This is a genomic window from Actinacidiphila sp. bgisy144 (assembly GCF_057708105.1).
Genome location: NZ_JBYIRM010000005.1, coordinates 26,342 through 42,185, shown reverse-complemented (window position 1 = coordinate 42,185; position 15,844 = coordinate 26,342). Strand labels below are relative to the sequence as shown.

Sequence of the window (15,844 nt, the reverse complement as noted above, 5' to 3'; positions counted from 1 at the left end):
CGGGCGCGGAGACCTCAGCCCATCCGTGCCCGTACATCCGTGAACAGCTTGTCCAGCAGCCCTACCAGCGTCTCCCGTTCGCTCGCGGACAGGCCCGTGACGAGTTCCGCCTCACGCCCGAGCACCGCGTCGACCGAGCGCTCGATCAGCGCGTGCCCTTCTTCGGTCAGTTCGACCAGCACCGTACGGCCGCCGGCCGGTGCGGCGCCGCGCCGTACCAGGCCGCCGTCCTCCGCACGGTTCACCCGCTGCGACACCGCACCGGCCGTGACCAGGGTGCGCCGGGCGATCTCGCGGGTGGAGAGGGTGTACGGCGGTCCCGCGCGGCGGAGCACGGAGAGCAGATCGAGGGTCGCCGCGTCGATTCCGGCGGCGCGCAGCACCCGGGCGCGGTCATCGGCGAAGAGCTTGGACAGCCGCCAGATCGGCGTGACCACCTCGATCGACGTGGTCGGGGTGCCGGGCCGCTCCCGCTGCCAGGCGGCGGCGATGGCGCCGGCGGGATACGGCGGCGCGGCGCCCGGAGGCGCACCGGGAGGCGGATCTCCTGAGACGTACACGTCGGCATGGACCTCCGCTGGCACGTCCACGTCCGGGTCGGCCATGGCCGGCTCCTCCCCTCTTGCCGCTGCGACACCCACTATGTTTAGCTCTAAACGTACCAGCTCGGAAGCCACACCTTTGCTGCGAGGAGCAGACTCTTGACCCGTACTGTGCTCGTCACCGGTGGAAGCAGCGGCATCGGCCGCGCCGTCGCCGCGCGCTTCGCCGCCGACCACTGCGAGGTCGTAGTGACCGGGCGGCACACCGACAGCGTCGAGCGCACCGCCCGGGAACTGGGCGTACGCGGCGTGGTCTGCGACGCGACAGACCCGGCGCGGACCGCGGCGCTCGCCGGGCAACTCGCCGCGGTGGACGTCCTGGTGAACGCGGCCGGCGGTCTGCCCGCGGCGGCCCCCGACGGCGCCCCGCCGCTGGAGTCCCTGCTCGCCGAGTGGAGTTCGAGCCTCAGCAGCAACCTGCTCAGCGCCGTGCTGACGACCGCCGCCGTACGCGACCGGCTCACCGATGGCGGCACCGTGATCAGCATCGGTTCGATCGGCGCCGAGCGGCGCGGCGGGTCGTACGGCGCGGCCAAGGCCGCCCTGGGCGCGTGGAGCACCTCACTGTCGGCGGAACTCGCACCGGTCGGCGTCACCAGCAACGTGATCTCCCCCGGTTACGTCACCGGCACGGACTTCTTCCGCGGTGGTATGACCGGCGCCCGGCACGCCGCACTGGTCCAGGAGACACACAACCTTCGGCCCGGCACTCCCGAGGACATCGCCGAGACCGCCTTCTTCCTCGCCTCCTCGGGCGCACGGCACATCACCGGCCAGACCCTGCACGTCAACGGCGGGGCCTTCACCACCCGTTGATCCGCTCCCGCGACCATTCCCGGGCGGCGCGGGTCGCGCCGATGAGTTTTCCGCGCCGAGCGGGTCCCATACACCGGGCACCCACGGACGGAAGGCTGGGGCATGCGGAAACTGGTCTACGGCATGAACCTGACCCTGGACGGCTACACCGCCGCGGCCGGTGACGACATCGGCTGGAGCGGGCCGAGCGACGAGCTGTTCCAGTGGTGGCTCGAGCACGAGCAGGCGACCGGCCTGTCGCTGTACGGGCGCAAGATGTGGGAGGCGATGAGCTCCTACTGGCCGACCGGCGACCGGCAGCCCGGCGCCACCGCGGCGGAGATCGAGTTCGCGCGGAACTGGCGGGACACCCCGAAGGTGGTGTTCTCCTCGACGCTCGAGGAAGTCGACTGGAACACCCGCCTGGTCACCGGCGACGCGGTCGCCGAGATCTCCCGGCTCAAGGCCGACGACGGCGGCCCGATGCACATCGGCGGCGCGACGCTCGCCGCGGCGGCCATGCGCGCCGGGCTGATCGACGAGTACGTGATCGCCACCCACCCGGTCCTGGTGGGCGGCGGCACACCGTTCTTCACCGCGCTGGACGACTGGATGGACCTGGACCTGCTGGAGACCCGGACGTTTCCCGGCGGCGTGGTGCTGACCAGGTACGAGACGAGGCGCTGAGCAGCCCATGGGGCCCGCGGCGGCCCTACGAGGAGGGTGTAGGTTCCCGACTTCGGTGTCACACGCCGACGCTGCAGCCTGGGGCTTCGCGCATTCCGCGCATCGTGGCCCTCTGGCCGTTCCGCGTTCGCATGTCCCTTTCCCACCGAGCTTGGAGCCGAGCAGTCCCCGGCCTACACATGGGTTCCGCGTCGTGGCGGGACGGACGACAAGCGCAGACGCGTCTCCTACACCACCCTAGATGTGGAATCCCCTGGTAGGTGGCGAAGTGTCATCGCTACAGTCGGCCTGTGTGCCGATACGCCTTCGCCCACTACAAGCTGCACTACGCCTGCGTCTTGTGCCGAGTCAGTTTCAAGCGTCATCCTCGCGATGGTGGACACTCGTGCCCGCACTGCTCAGGCCCGTTGCTGTGCGCCGGCCACGACTTCGCGCCGCCCCGCCGCAGTAATCGGAAGGCATGGTCGGTCGTCGCGGCAGTTCTCAACGCCGGACTGCGCTACGACGGCTTCGAACCGTGTGGTTGCGGACGGGATCCGAAATTCCGCCCCCCGGACCCGCGCCCAGCTCCGCGCCCGCCGCGTCGTCGCTGCACGGACCGGTACCCCGCTTGTGGAGTTGCTCGGCCGGGCGGACCCCCTGGGAACCCGCTGAGCCAGGCGGTGCTGGGCGTTTCAGCTCCCGAACGCGGGAGCTTCGGGCACCTCAGTCAGTATCCGTTGAAGCCAGCACGAGCAGTCGTCGGCGGTCTGGAGTGAGAGCGGCGAGACCGACATCCCAGGCCACCTGCTCGAACCACTTCGTATTGGCCTCGAAGCCGTACCAGGTGCAGTCCGCTGCCCGGGCTTCCACCTCGTCGAAGGGAGCGCCTTCCGGGCATCCAGCCAGAGCGGCGAAGGACTGCCAGGCCGCCAAGCGGCCGTAAGCACCGCGGGATCCGGAGTTGTACGCCCCGCCGGTGGATGCTGCCGCGAAGAGCACTCGCCATACCCGGGCCGCTGACTGGACCGCGACGGACAGGGGGGCCTTCTTCCCGACGCCTCGCAGACAATCCAGCCCCAGAGCCAGGAGCGCGTTCATGACCGAGGCGGTGTCCAGAGGTGCGGCGAGGTCGAAAGCTCTCGCTTCGATGCGCCCGTTGGACTCTTCGGCCCAGTTCGCCACGGCCGCGGCCATGGCAGTGCCGACCGCCTCTGTCGTCACATCCACCCACGGCGGGACGTCCGTGTGGGCGAGCACCGCCAGTTTGCTGCTCTTGGACGGTTTGTACGGCATCGAGTGACTGCTGCCACGGGTGCTGTAGCTCGGTAGATCGAGAGATCCTTCGACGTGGGACAGTGTCATGGGCAGCCAACGCAACGGGTGATGACTCCAATGCGGCGACGCCGCCCACCCCGCGATCGCCGGGATTTCCTCAACGACCACACCCCTGAGAACCAGCTCGTGGACCAGACAGGCTCGAAGCTCCTCCGAAGCACGGCCTGTGAACGCCACGCTCAGGTCCGTGGCCTCGTGACCGGAAGCCAGCAACGAGGCAGCGTAGCGGTCCAGTTCCCTGCTGGTGTCCGCCGTTGAGGAGGCCAACCGCACTGCTTGGGTGGCGTTCCCAGAACCGCCTGTGGTGGCCAGCAGCCGAAGCACATGGTCGAAGACACTTCTGTACTGCCACATCTGCTCCCTGGACCCGTACGTCTTGGCGAGAGCGATACCGAGGTCAGCGGCGGAGACAGCGTCCCCTTGCGCGACCCACCCGTCGGCCACAGCCCACACGCCAGTGACGTTTTCGAGATCCGGCAGCTCCGTCACGATCTTCTGTATCTGATCAACCACGGCCCTGAGCCTAAGCACTCGATGGCCCAGCTTCACCTCATAATTCCCCCTGGGTATGTGGGCATGTAAAAGCGCGTTGGCCAGCTGCCTCGGCCCTGCATTCCCGAAGCTGCCGCCGAGTGAAAAGTAGCTCTCAGTCGCGATGCAACCACGCTGCGGTCAGGTGGTCGTCGGGGCACTATCGGTTGCTTCGGGGACGAAGCCACAAGGTTGCGGGGCGCATTCGGCCTCGTGGTCGCGGCCCCATTGGGAGGTGTCGCGCTCAATGGAGCGGACTCGGTGGACGAGTCGCAGCTGATCCTTCCGGAGCAGTGTCGAGGGCAATGCCACGAAGGTCTCCGGAAGTACGGCGACCATGCCTCGGACCTGCTCGCCGTTGCACATCTGCAGCAGCATTGCGCACTGCCACCAATCGATCTCGCCGCCGCGGCCGTTCGGAGTACCGGGCCAGTAGTAGTTCGCCGGATCCGGGAGCAAATAATGGACGCCGTCGGGGGCGAGATGGGACCGGAACCACGATCCCCCACCGCCCAGGCCGAGCCGAAGCCGTCGGGCCTCGTCGTTCAAGGCACAGACCGCTTCGGTGTCGAGGGCCTTGAGAACGTTCGCTTCTGCGGGTAGCGGCTGCCGCCCGGCAGGGGTCATGACCGGCCAGCGTCTGAGCAGAAGGCCCACCCGTTGCCGCGGCGTCATCGGCGACGGGGCCCTCCGGGATTGCGGCAGCGGCGGGGGTGGCGTCCAGCTTCGGCCTGCCTGTTCGATGTGACGCAGCATCCATGCACGGGCGTCCGGGCCGGCGGAATTCCACACCCAGCTCATCGGCCGTTCGGTCATCGCCTGATCGAAGCTCCCGATGGGCTTGCCCTGGCGGGAGGGCCTCCTGGCCCGTGGCCGTGCGACACCCGGAAGGTTATGGCTCAAGTTGGCCAGGAACCTGATGCGGTCCAGAACCTCGTCATGGGAGGTGTCCAGCTCCCCGCGCTGTGGCCTCCCGGCCAGATGCCGTATCTCGGTAAACGCCATGGCCGCCAAGAGCGCGGCTATGTCCCGGTCGAGCTCGGCCTCCTGACTCCTCATGCCGATCCAGCCTCAATGCCGCCCTCAGAGCGGGTTGTACGGGCCTGGGTATGTGACAAGGAAATGCGACGGCGCGCGATGTCGACCTCAATGATCTTCACAGTGAGGGCGTCGCCGACCTCCATGACGTCCTCCGGCGACTGGTCCAGCTCGCTGGTGTGTACGAGCCCCTGGAAGCCGTCCTCTCGGTCTTCGATGCGGACGAAGACGCCGAACGGCACGATGTTGGTGACCGGTCCGGTGACTACCTGACCGATCCGCTGCGCGACCTGTGGCCACGGGTCTTCTTGCGCTGCTCGCAGCGACAGCGGCACACGTTCCCAGACCATGTCGACGTCGAGGACTTCGGCGGTGATCTGCTGGCCGACGCTGACAATGTCGGACGGGTGGTTGAAGGGACGCCAGGACAGCTCCGGAATGTTGATCATCGCGGTGAAGCCGCCAATGTCCACGAAGGTGACGCCGAAGCTGGCGACGGATGTCACGGTGCCGGTGACGACCTGGCCCCGCCGCAGGGTCTTCAGGAACGCCCAGTCCCGGTCGCTGGGCGTCGGTTCGGTCTGCCAGCGAGCGCGCAGAACCCCGTCGCCGTCCGGCAGCACAGCGGTGAACAGCGGGAGATCCTCACCGGCAGACAGGGATACGACACCGGCAGCACGCGCGCCGGCGAGCTCGGAGGCCACTTCCTCGAACTGGGTCTCATCCACGACCGTGCTCGTGATCTGACCGTCCTCGTCCTCCCAGACGACCTCCACCAAGTCCTTGTCGGTCAGAGCGGCCACGGCCGTGGCGACGTCGGTGAGCAGGTCCGGCCAGACCGCCAACCGCGAGCGTGGGACCAGCCGGGAGCGCACGGTCTCGATGCTGTCGCGGGTCAGGCGGTGCCACCGGGAGGCGTTGCCGGCGAAGACCTCCTCCAGGAACACGGCACGGTGGGCGCTGACGGTCCAGTGCAGGCGGGCCCAGAAGTCAGCGTCGGCCGGACGCTGCACGTAGGCAGGATCGTCGGGGGCGAAGTCGTAGGGCGATGCGTCCAGGCGTTCCGGGAACAGGCCGAGCGCGCGGGCACGGGTCAGCGCGGCTTCGCAGGGCCGACTGCTGCCGAGGTAGAGGTACTGGTCCCAGCCGACGTGCACCGTGAACTCTCCCTCGTCCTCCAAGCGGCACCAGGCGCCGTTGTCGCGGAGCATGGCCCGTACGAGTTCCAGGCCAAGGGCGATCGGCACCAGTGCACCGTCGTGGAACCCGGCGGGGCCGGCGGGAAAGTGGTCGGCCAGGCCGTAGCCGTCGACCGGTGGCTCCAGACCGAAGTGAGCGAAGCCGCCGAGCTGCGGCTCGCGGACAGCCAATTGATCGATGCCGGTGTCCTCGGCGAAGGCGGCGACGGCCTGAAGATAGGCGGCTTCGATCGGCCCGTGGTCGCTGGTCGCGGGCTCAGTGCCGGTGTAGTGCCCGTACTGGTCGCGGTCCGCCGGGTTGTACTTCGTCACCTGGTAGACGTAAGGCAGCACGTCACTGCCCGCCGGAGATCGACGACGCGGATGTGTTCTGGTGGCGTTCGAAGTCGCGGTAGACGGTGGCACGGCTGGAGAAGAAAAACTCGGCGGGGTAGGCGATGGTCACCTCGACATGATCGCCCAGTTGGTCGTGAGTCAGCTCGGACTTCCGGTATCCGGGCGCAGGGCTTCGCGGTGGCTGGCGCCTCCGCGAGGGCGGAGCGGAACGTTGAGATCGTGGGCCCACCGGTTCATGGTGGCGGTGCTTACTCTCATCTCACGTGCGAGTTCGGGAAGCGGCCGTCGGCAGGTGACGTACTGCTCGAAGAGCCACTCGCGGTCGACAGGGTGGTGGCTGCGGCGTCCTCGCTGCAGTGGGATTCCGTACTCCAGGGCGAGACGGGTGATGGTTTGCCGCGAGACGCCCAGGTCGTCAGCGATGGCCTTCGCGGACTGACGCTCGTCGAGGTATCGGCGCCGCAGTTCCTCTTCGGTGAGGATCCGACGGATGGCGTGGCTGACTCGTCCCAGGGCGCGGGCCTGCGACGGCGTGAGCGGTTGGGCCGGCGCAGGATGCTCTTCCAGCGCAAGGCGCACGGCCTCGATGCTGAGGCCCAGCGTCGCAGCTGCGGCGCGAGTCGGGCTGCGGCGTCCTCGGACGAGGTCGTGTAGGCGTTGGATGTCGATGCCGTCGGCGTCGCGCCCAGGTAGGTCGAGGTCGTCGAGCAGGTTGGTCTGGGGGTGCCAGGTCAGGGGTTCTCGCCGTATGCCATGGCGGTGGAGGAAGGCACGGGCGGCCTCGCGCAAGGCCTGCCGGATCCGCGGCGTCCACACTTCCGTGAAGCGCTCGGCTTCCGCGCGGAACACGTCCTGGTCGGCGGTCGGGAACTCGGGCGCATGGTCGATGGGGGTGCCGCTGATCTGGGTGAAGACGACGCATTGGGCGATGCGGAGTCGTCGTCCGGTGCCTGGGTGCTGGCCGGCGTCCCGGCAGATCTGCGCCCATGTCTCAGCGGACAGCAGGTCGGTGTAGTCCAGGCTGCGGCGGCGCTCGTAGTTGATGGGGGAAGGACGGGCGTCCAGGTAGTCGGCGAGGCGGGTCAGGGCTGAGGCGGTGGTCTCCCAGCGCGGGGTCTGCTCCAGCATCTGGAGCATGCGCGACAGAGCCAGGGCATCGGTGGCCTGACCGAGCATTGCCACGGCTTCGTCGAACGAGATTCTGCTGCCGACAAGCAGCGTGGCGGCGGCCAGCGCGGGGGCAAGTACCCGCGGATATGCTCCGCGGGTGGGGCTGAGGCGCACGGCCCACTGTGGCCACATGGCTGCGGGGAGCCGGCTTGCGCGCCGGCGGAGGCGCTGCCCTTGCCTGGCGGCGGACGGGGGCGCCGGGTCCTCGGCGCTCCGGTAGCGCAGTTGGTCGCTGGGGCGCATCGAAGCTGCGAGGGCTGCCAACTGCACCTTCCGCAGGACCGGGCCAGTGCCGCGGCCCCAAGTGCCGACAGTGGTGGCAGTGCTCTTCTCGAACCCGTCTCTGACCGTGCTGGTCAGTGGCCGCAGGGTCCGTGCGGCGGTGGCGAGATCCTCCTCGCCCAACACTCGCAAGGCAGCGATGACGCCGACCGCTGTCATCGCCGCTGTCGGCGGCGCCATGAAGCCAGCTCGCTCCCCTTCCTGCCGCAGGGGCCGCGCGCCAGTCACCAGGCGGAGGTGAGCGTCAAGGACGTCGCCCGGAACCAGGGCGGCCAGGCCATCGGCGTCCAAGGAGGTCAGCATCCGGCCCGCGACCGCGCGCACCTCGGAGAGTGCCACAGCACATGTCTGAGGGAGATGGGCATACTGGCCGAAGTCGGCTGTGCCTGTCTCGATCGATTGGGAGAGCAGGTTTTGGGCCGTGAGCGCGGGGTGCTCCTTGGGCAGGCGGAGGATCTCAGCTCGGGCCAGGTCCTGACCGCAACCGGGCGCTGCTGGGTGCAGCTCTCGCGAAGGCCGAAATCCGCACACTCCCGGCAGCGGGACGCTGTGGCGGGAGAACGGGTAGCGCCGGGGAAGGCGCCCGCAGGCTGGGCAGGCGTCCGCGAGTAGGAGGCAGTGGCGCACGCAGGCGAACGACCAGCCCAGGCGCCAGTTCAGCTGCCACCGTCCGCAGCTTTCGGCCAGACAGTCGGGGCAGTAGCGCGACCCGGCACCGCGGCCCCACAAACGATGCCGGTTGACCTGGCGCTTCTCGCGATCGATCAGCACCGCTCGTCCGCCGAAGCGGGCCAGCGTCAGCGCGTGGATCACCTCACGGTTCACGCCCGTGGCGTGGGCTATGCCCGAGGCCTCGTCGTCGCTCAGCGCGACGGTCCAGTTGACCGCGCCGCTGCGGCCATTGTCTCTTGGCTGGTTGACGAGTCCGAGGTGAGACAGCAGGCTGCCATAGCGGGTATGCAGCCGACGGGCGAGCGCCTCAAGCCAGGAGTCCAGCGACTCACCCGGTAGCGGTGCCATCCGGATCGGCAGAGTCCGAACGACCTCCACGCTGCCTCCTGGTCCGCTTCGGCTTGCTGGTCTTCTTGCCGGACGCGAGCATCTCCTCCCACCGGGCCCGCTGCTCATCGGCGGCCTGGTCGAGCTTGACCTGGGTCATCAGGTCGAGAGTGAGACGTTCTTCGCCGGTGCGAACGGCCCGAAGACACGCGCGTTTGATCAGTGTCATCAGAGAGCCGATGTGCCCGCTGCAGCGGGCATAGAGGTGGTCAGACAGATCGTCGGCAAGCATGCCCGGGTACTTGCGGGCCAGCACGAGACGCTGTTCCAGGGTGAGCAGGAAGCTCCTCCACTGCCGGCGCGCAGCCTCGTTCTCGATCGTGAAAGGGGCCAACCGGAGCGGGGTGATCCTGCGCCCGAGCTGAGGGTCCTCGTACAGGCCCTTCTCCCGAAGGTTGTACCCGATGAAAAGGATCATCACGGGGAACTCGTTGGCGATGGTCTTGAACTGGTTGGCGAGCTCGGCCCCGTTCTTGGAACGGAACTTGAGGAACTGCAGGTCGTCGACGAGCAGCAGCCTCGATTCACAGGCAACGGCGCAGTCGAGGGCCTGGGCCAGGAACGAGTTCGCGGTGCCGCTGCTTCGGCCGGCGTGGGCGAAGTACTCCAGCATCGCCCAGTTGAAGTCCTTGACCTTGGTGTCGCCCATCATGCCCACCCTGATCACTGGCCAACGCTCGTGACCACCGGCGGTGAACCTCCCCTGCTGGCGGATCATGTCGTTGTGCACACGCTTGGCGAACGAGAGGCCGACGGTGGTCTTGCCCAACCCGGGAAAAGCGTCGACAGCGGCCATGCCCTTGGCTTCCCAGTACGGCTGATCCAGCCCTGCTTCAAGGATGTCCGCCAAGTCCCCGACGAGAGCATCGGCCTGAGCAGTCTTGATCGGGCGCAGATTGGCCAGGTAAGCACGGCGGGCGCGGTCGTGTTCGTCCTTGGCCTCTGGTGACAGGGCCTGCAGCGCTGCCATGGTCATATCGGGCGGGCGCTGGGGGTCCAGAGCCTCAGCAAATGCCGCAAAGCCCTCTTTCCTGGTCAAGGTCAGGTCGTCGAGAGGCAGGGACTTCCAGTCCGGGTCCTCCGTGCTCCCGGCTCCGGGCGTGGTCACAGGTCCTCCAAGGCTTCGGCATAGAACTCCTCGTCGTCGCCTGGCACCGGTTCTTCGTCGGCGAAGTCCTCGGTGTCGGCCACGTCGTCATCGCCCTCAAACTCCTCTCCGGGCAGCTCAGCCCGGTGCGGGGCCGGCTGGTGCGGCTGGAGGTTGAAGGCTGGCTGCTCGCGCATCGCCCGCAGGGCGATGCGTCGTTCCGCCAGCGTCGTGCCGAACCCGATCTGCCAACGTTCCAGCAACTCAACCACTGCCAGGCGGTCGTCGGGATACGGATGCTTCTGAGCCGCCAGACTGCGGGCGAACTCCAGGGCGTCTTCGCTGAGCGGGAAGTCACGGGCTGCCGCGTGCTCCCAGACGAGTTCGTGTGGCTCCCCGTCCAAGTCGCGGAAGTACACGTGGTCGATGTCGTCGGGGTTGACCTGGATGGGCCAGCGACCGCCCAGATAGGGGCTCGGCCGGCCGTCGTGGTAGAGACCACTGCCGTTGTAGCGCCTCTTGCCGATCTCCACACCGTAGGGCTGGATGGTGCGCCACACTGTCGGCAGGAACTCCAGCGCCAGGTGCTTGTCGCGTGGGACTTCGATGTATCCCACGCGAGCCATACCGTGCTCGAACATCTGCACAGGGGACATCCGCAACTTCGGGACCCCCGGATCGACCAGGCTGGAGTGTGGCGTGCGGTGGTAGGTCGCCGCGATCCACACCACGATCCGCTCAAGCAACTCGTCGAGGTAGTAGTACCCCTGCCGCTCCACCGCCTCCCCGCGCGAGAAGACGTCCGGGCCCTTGTAGCCGGGCAAGGCGTGCAGCAGGCCCTGACGCAGGGTCTTGAAGAACCTTTCGACAGGCCCCTTGTCCCTGCCCGTACGTAGCCGCGCAGGCTGGATCGATATGCCCATACGATCACACACGCTGCGAAGGTGCTCAGAGACGTAGATCTTCCCGTGATCGACGACCACCGTCTCCGGCACCAGCGCAGGAGTCGCGGACTTTGCCATCGGCCCGTCAATCGCGTCCCGGTCCAGCAGGACGGACCGCGGGATGCCGTGCTCAGGCCACACGGCCTGCGGCGGCCAGTGCGCCGCAGGTTTGAGCGGGCGATAGGCCTGGAAGAGGACAGCCGCCGCGTCCACGGACTTGGTGGAGACCGGCGTAAGCCGGACCCCCACGATGCAGCGGGTGTACCAGTCCATCGCCACGGTCAACTCGCTGTTGACCCACCGCAATGTCAGTGGGTCAAGCGCGAATACATCCAGCCGGGTGGTGTCCATCAGCACGTACTCGCCCGGCCTGGTCGGCCGCAACCGACCGAAGACCGTACGCGGCCGCTCAGCGATGTCCCGGTTGCGCTTGGTGCTCAAACGAAACGTCGGATGCTGCCGCTCCAGCTCCTCCAGCGCTTCGTAAGCCTTGGTCTGCGCCGGGACGGCTACCACGCCCTCACCGAACCGCGCCGCGAGAAGCGCCTGTACACGTTCGATCACGGTTTTTCGCATCGGCTTGGACTGGTCAGTGTGCTCGATCATCACTTCGAGCGCTGTCTCCACCCAGCGCGGGTCACAACGGTCGAGCACCGAAGTGCCGCGGGCGCGCGGCGCCAGCCCCGCCTCCCCGTGCGCCTCGACAGCGGCCACCCAGCGCTTGACCGTACGCAAGGAGACGCCGAGCTCATCCGCCTTCGCCTGGTAGCGGACCACTTTCGGCAGACTCGGATCATATTGGGGTCTCGGCTCCCCCTGACCGGCCAGCTCAGCACTGCCCGACCTGTACCCGCTGCACGCCTCTCGCACGTGACCCGCACGATCCGCCAAGAGTCCCAGCTCAGCTGGCTTGAGCCGCGAGAGGAGAACCGAGGCGATGTCCTCCAGGTCACTCGATGAGGCACCCGGGTTCTCTGACACCACGGTCGCCCGATCCGAGAACAGCAGTTCCTTCACCGCGACCCGTCGCAGACCACCCCGTCGGTCCTTCAGTACCACCTCGTTGCCCGCGACGGTCGGCGCGAACTCGACGACCTCTACCGCCTCGCCGTCGTACACCAGAAGCGACCCGACCTGGAGCCGCACCGTCCCGCGACTCACGGCCGCCTCCGCAGCAGACTGGCAGAGGCCAGGGGCTTGTCGAGATCCGTCATAAGTCGCCCGATCCACATCAAGCGCAGAACCGCCGAACGCACCAGCGACTCATCGAGCTCTGGCACCGACCCGCACGCGTCCGCGAACGTCATCCCGTCCATCACCGCGGCCTCGACCCTGTCCACGATCTCCGAAGCGAACAACCACGCCCTACGATGCCTCGCCAAAATGCGGATGTTCGCCAGCCGCACGGAGTCGGGCTCGCTCCGCACGACGTATTCCCAGCCCCGCGACTCGATGACCTGCCGGCTCCAGGCGAAGGTGAACGCCACCTCCGGCCGCGACAATCGCTTCGCCGGCTTCACGTCCACCACCAAGGGACCCGAGGTGGTCATCAACAGGAAGTCGGGGATGTGCTTGCGCTCGGTACCGTCGATCCGAGCGGTCATCAAGAACGGCTGGGCGATGATCCTGGAAACCGACCAGTCGAAGTCCGCCTCCAGCAGCCAGGCCAGTTCCAGCAAGGACTCGTAGATCACCAGTGCGCCCTCGGTGGCCGACCAGAACGACCCCGAGAAATGCTTCTGCCCCTTGTACCAACGCAGGGTCCGCCACGGCCCCGCCGCCAGTAGATCTTCGAGATCCACCGCGTCGAATGGGCACTCCACCGCGATGTCCCCACCCAGTCCCCTGACGTGGATGTCCGCAGAGGTTACGGCTATGGAGTCCGGCATAAGCGGTCCCACCCCCAACGCGGCTACGCCCTTGGTGCATTCACCATGGCGAGCACCCCCACCCGCTGTCTTGGCAGTCACCGCCCTTCACTCGATCGAGCGAACGCACTGATCTGCCGTTCCGTGAAATCTGTCCCAAGGGCCAATCAGGGGACACGGCGACGCGGAAAGGGTCACTCGGACGCGGAACCTACAGGAGGCCGTCAGGTGTGGGCCATGTCGACGAAGCGGGAGTAGTGGCCCTGGAAGGCGACGGTGATCGTGGCGGTGGGGCCGTTGCGGTGCTTGGCGACGATCAGGTCGGCCTCGCCGGCGCGGGGGGACTCCTTCTCGTAGGCGTCCTCGCGGTGCAGGAGGATCACCATGTCGGCGTCCTGCTCGATGGAGCCGGACTCGCGCAGGTCGGAGACCATCGGCTTCTTGTCGGTGCGCTGCTCGGGCCCGCGGTTGAGCTGGGAGAGGGCGATCACGGGGACCTCCAGCTCCTTGGCGAGGAGCTTGAGGTTGCGGGACATGTCCGAGACCTCCTGCTGTCGGCTCTCGGGGCGCCGGGACCCGCCGGACTGCATCAGCTGGAGGTAGTCGATGACGACCAGCCGCAGGTCGTTGCGCTGCTTGAGCCGGCGGCACTTGGCACGGATCTCCATCATCGACAGGTTCGGCGAGTCGTCGATGTACAGCGGCGCCTCGGTGACGTCCGACATCCGGCGCGCGACCTTCGTCCAGTCGTCGTCCGTCATGGTGCCCGAGCGCATGTGGTGCAGCGCGACCCGCGCCTCGGCGGACAGCAGCCGCATCGCGATCTCGTTGCGCCCCATCTCCAGGGAGAAGATCACACTGGGCATCTTGTTCGCGATGGAACAGGCCCGCGCGAAGTCCAGCGCCAGGGTGCTGTTGTGGGTGGGCACCATCGAACGCGTGGCCAGGTACATGTGGTCGGGGTTGTCCACCTGCACGCACCGCACCGGGACGCTCGGTACCTCGCGCGCGCCGGTGATGACGCGCCGCGTCAGCCGCGCGGTGCCGGGGCCCCGCCGCTCCTCGTGCAGGCGCCGCTTGCGGTCGAGGGCGAAGACGTCGTCGCCGGTCGTGAAGTCGACGGTGTACGCCGTGGACGGCTCCTGCGAGCGGCCCTCGACCCGGCCGGTCGCCGTGTCGCAGGTGTATCCGAGACTCGTCAGCAGCTCGCGGAAGCCGTCGGCCAACGCACGGTCGGCGGCGGAGAACCGCACCGAACCGGTGCCGGTGACCGTCCCACCGGTGTCGAGGAGCCCGGCCAACAGCTCCCGCCGCTGCTCGACCGAACCCCGCAGGTACGCCTGCGGAATGTGCTTGTTCCCGTCCGCCGAGGTGGTCCGGGCGGAACCGCTGTGCCCGTCCGCCAGCCGCGCGCCCAGCGTGTACGGCGGAACGGGCAGGTCGGCCGGGGGAAGGTCGAGGGGCGCGGCGTTCCGCACGGTGTGGTTGAAGCCGTTGCCGTGCTCGGTGAGGCAGCGCAGTGTCTCGGCGATCTCCTTGGTCGTCCGGACCTCGGCACGGACACGTCGGCTGTCGTCCTGGGCGTGCGGCCGAGCCGAGTGGCGGGAGGCCGGTGTGTCCGTGAGCCACTGGTGGTCCGCGTCGGCGATGACGGTCGTACCGTCATCGAAGGTGACCTCGTAGCAGGGGCGTTCGGACATGACGTCGGTGGCGGCGACCACCAGGGTGGGTGTCCCGTCGGCAGCGAGCAGCTGGTCGCCGACCCGCACCTCGCCCATCGTCGTCCAACCGGCCGGCGTGGGAAGGGGCGTGTCCAGCGCCAGCGCCTTGCCCATGGCCGGGCGCGCGGCGATGACGATCATCTGGCCGGGATGGAGGCCGTTGGTGAGGGAGTCGAGGTCGGTGAAGCCGGTGGGGACGCCGGACATCTGGCCGCTGCGGGAGCCGATCGCCTCGATCTCGTCGAGCGCGCCCTCCATGATGTCGCCGAGCGGCAGGTAGTCCTCCGAGGTGCGCTGCTCGGTGACGGCGTAGATCTCGGCCTGGGCGCTGTTGACGATCTCGTCGACGTCGCCGTCGGCGGCGTACCCCATCTGCGTGATGCGGGTGCCGGCCTCCACGAGGCGGCGCAGCACCGCGCGTTCGTGCACGATCTCGGCGTAGAACTCGGCGTTCGCCGCCGTGGGCACCGCGTTGACGAGGGTGTGCAGGTAGGGGGAGCCGCCGATGCGGGCGATCTCCCCGCGCTTGGTGAGTTCGGCGGCGGTGGTGATGGGGTCGGCGGGCTCGCCGCGCGCGTAGAGGTCGAGGATCGCGCTGTAGATCGTCTCGTGGGCGGGCCGGTAGAAGTCGGCGCCCTTGAGCACCTCGACGACGTCGGCGATCGCGTCCTTCGACAGCAGCATGCCGCCGAGCACGGACTGCTCGGCGTCCAGGTCCTGCGGGGGAACCCGCTCAAAGCCGCCGCCCTCGGCGAACCGGCCCTCGTCCGCGCCGCCGGCGCCGCCGCCGCGTTTGCGGAACTGGCTGACCGCGGGGCGCTCGTCCGGGGGGTGGTCCGCCCAGTGGTCGTCCGCGGGTTCGGGCTGGCTCATTCCCGCCACCTCCTCCCGTCCGGCCGGGTCGGCCGGACCCCGCGTGCGTGTCACTCTTTCACGGCGGCGCCCCGGTTTTCACGGCGGCACAGCCGACCAACGAGCCTCCCGGCGCACGCGCTTCGCGGAGTCGGGGACGGTCCACGCTAGGCCCACCGGCGGCCCACACCAAGCCGGTTATCCACAGGGGGTGTGGATGACGGGCGCATACCTGTGGAGAACTGGCCCCAACCTGTGCACGACCCTTGGGACAGTGCTGTGGACAACCTTGCGAACCCGCCATCACGGCGGCTCTGACCTGCGACTTCTTCGTCCATAGCCTGTGCAGGAGAAAA

General features: G+C 68.3%; 11 protein-coding genes. 2 read left to right on the top strand and 9 right to left on the bottom strand.

Annotation, left to right across the window (positions count from 1 at the left end; all coding sequences use genetic code 11):
* Positions 1-14: 14 nt before the first annotated feature.
* The gene (locus AC3EVP_RS07505; protein WP_435127445.1) at positions 15-605 is read right to left on the bottom strand and encodes a MarR family winged helix-turn-helix transcriptional regulator; all 591 of its coding nucleotides are present in this window, start codon (positions 603-605) and stop codon (positions 15-17) included.
* Positions 606-701: 96 nt separating this feature from the next.
* On the opposite strand from AC3EVP_RS07505, the gene AC3EVP_RS07500 reads away from it, so the two are divergent.
* Together AC3EVP_RS07500 and AC3EVP_RS07495 are read left to right on the top strand one after the other, a co-directional pair.
* Complete coding sequence (locus tag AC3EVP_RS07500; protein WP_335971742.1) at positions 702-1,418, top strand: SDR family NAD(P)-dependent oxidoreductase; 717 nt, start codon at positions 702-704, stop codon at positions 1,416-1,418.
* 102 nt (positions 1,419-1,520) lie between these two features.
* Positions 1,521-2,084 (top strand): dihydrofolate reductase family protein, encoded by a 564-nt coding sequence (locus tag AC3EVP_RS07495; protein WP_435127442.1) that lies wholly within the window; start codon positions 1,521-1,523, stop codon positions 2,082-2,084.
* Between the two features lie 705 nt (positions 2,085-2,789).
* Here the strand turns inward: AC3EVP_RS07495 and AC3EVP_RS07490 are convergent.
* From AC3EVP_RS07490 to dnaB, 8 genes are all read right to left on the bottom strand, one after another.
* The gene (locus AC3EVP_RS07490) at positions 2,790-3,914 is read right to left on the bottom strand and encodes a DUF6183 family protein (protein WP_435127440.1); all 1,125 of its coding nucleotides are present in this window, start codon (positions 3,912-3,914) and stop codon (positions 2,790-2,792) included.
* Between the two features lie 159 nt (positions 3,915-4,073).
* Positions 4,074-4,991, bottom strand: a complete 918-nt coding sequence (locus AC3EVP_RS07485; RefSeq protein WP_435127438.1) for a hypothetical protein — start codon at positions 4,989-4,991, stop codon at positions 4,074-4,076.
* Positions 4,988-6,481 (bottom strand): S1 RNA-binding domain-containing protein, encoded by a 1,494-nt coding sequence (locus tag AC3EVP_RS07480; RefSeq protein WP_435127436.1) that lies wholly within the window; start codon positions 6,479-6,481, stop codon positions 4,988-4,990. Before AC3EVP_RS07480 ends, AC3EVP_RS07485 begins: the two co-directional genes overlap by 4 nt.
* 162 nt (positions 6,482-6,643) lie before the next feature.
* Positions 6,644-9,007 (bottom strand): TniQ family protein, encoded by a 2,364-nt coding sequence (locus tag AC3EVP_RS07475; protein WP_435127434.1) that lies wholly within the window; start codon positions 9,005-9,007, stop codon positions 6,644-6,646.
* Positions 8,958-10,124: a TniB family NTP-binding protein gene (locus tag AC3EVP_RS07470; RefSeq protein WP_435127432.1), complete on the bottom strand. Its 1,167-nt coding sequence runs from the start codon at positions 10,122-10,124 to the stop codon at positions 8,958-8,960. Before AC3EVP_RS07470 ends, AC3EVP_RS07475 begins: the two co-directional genes overlap by 50 nt.
* On the bottom strand, positions 10,121-12,208 hold the full coding sequence (locus tag AC3EVP_RS07465; RefSeq protein ID WP_435127430.1) for a transposase: 2,088 nt from the start codon (positions 12,206-12,208) through the stop codon (positions 10,121-10,123). The genes AC3EVP_RS07470 and AC3EVP_RS07465 overlap by 4 nt, the downstream gene beginning before the upstream one ends.
* On the bottom strand, positions 12,205-12,936 hold the full coding sequence (locus tag AC3EVP_RS07460) for a TnsA-like heteromeric transposase endonuclease subunit (protein ID WP_435127428.1): 732 nt from the start codon (positions 12,934-12,936) through the stop codon (positions 12,205-12,207). Before AC3EVP_RS07460 ends, AC3EVP_RS07465 begins: the two co-directional genes overlap by 4 nt.
* Before the next feature lie 203 nt (positions 12,937-13,139).
* A complete protein-coding gene (gene dnaB / locus AC3EVP_RS07455; protein ID WP_435127835.1) occupies positions 13,140-15,320 on the bottom strand; it encodes a replicative DNA helicase in 2,181 nt (726 codons plus the stop codon).
* Positions 15,321-15,844 lie beyond the last annotated feature (524 nt).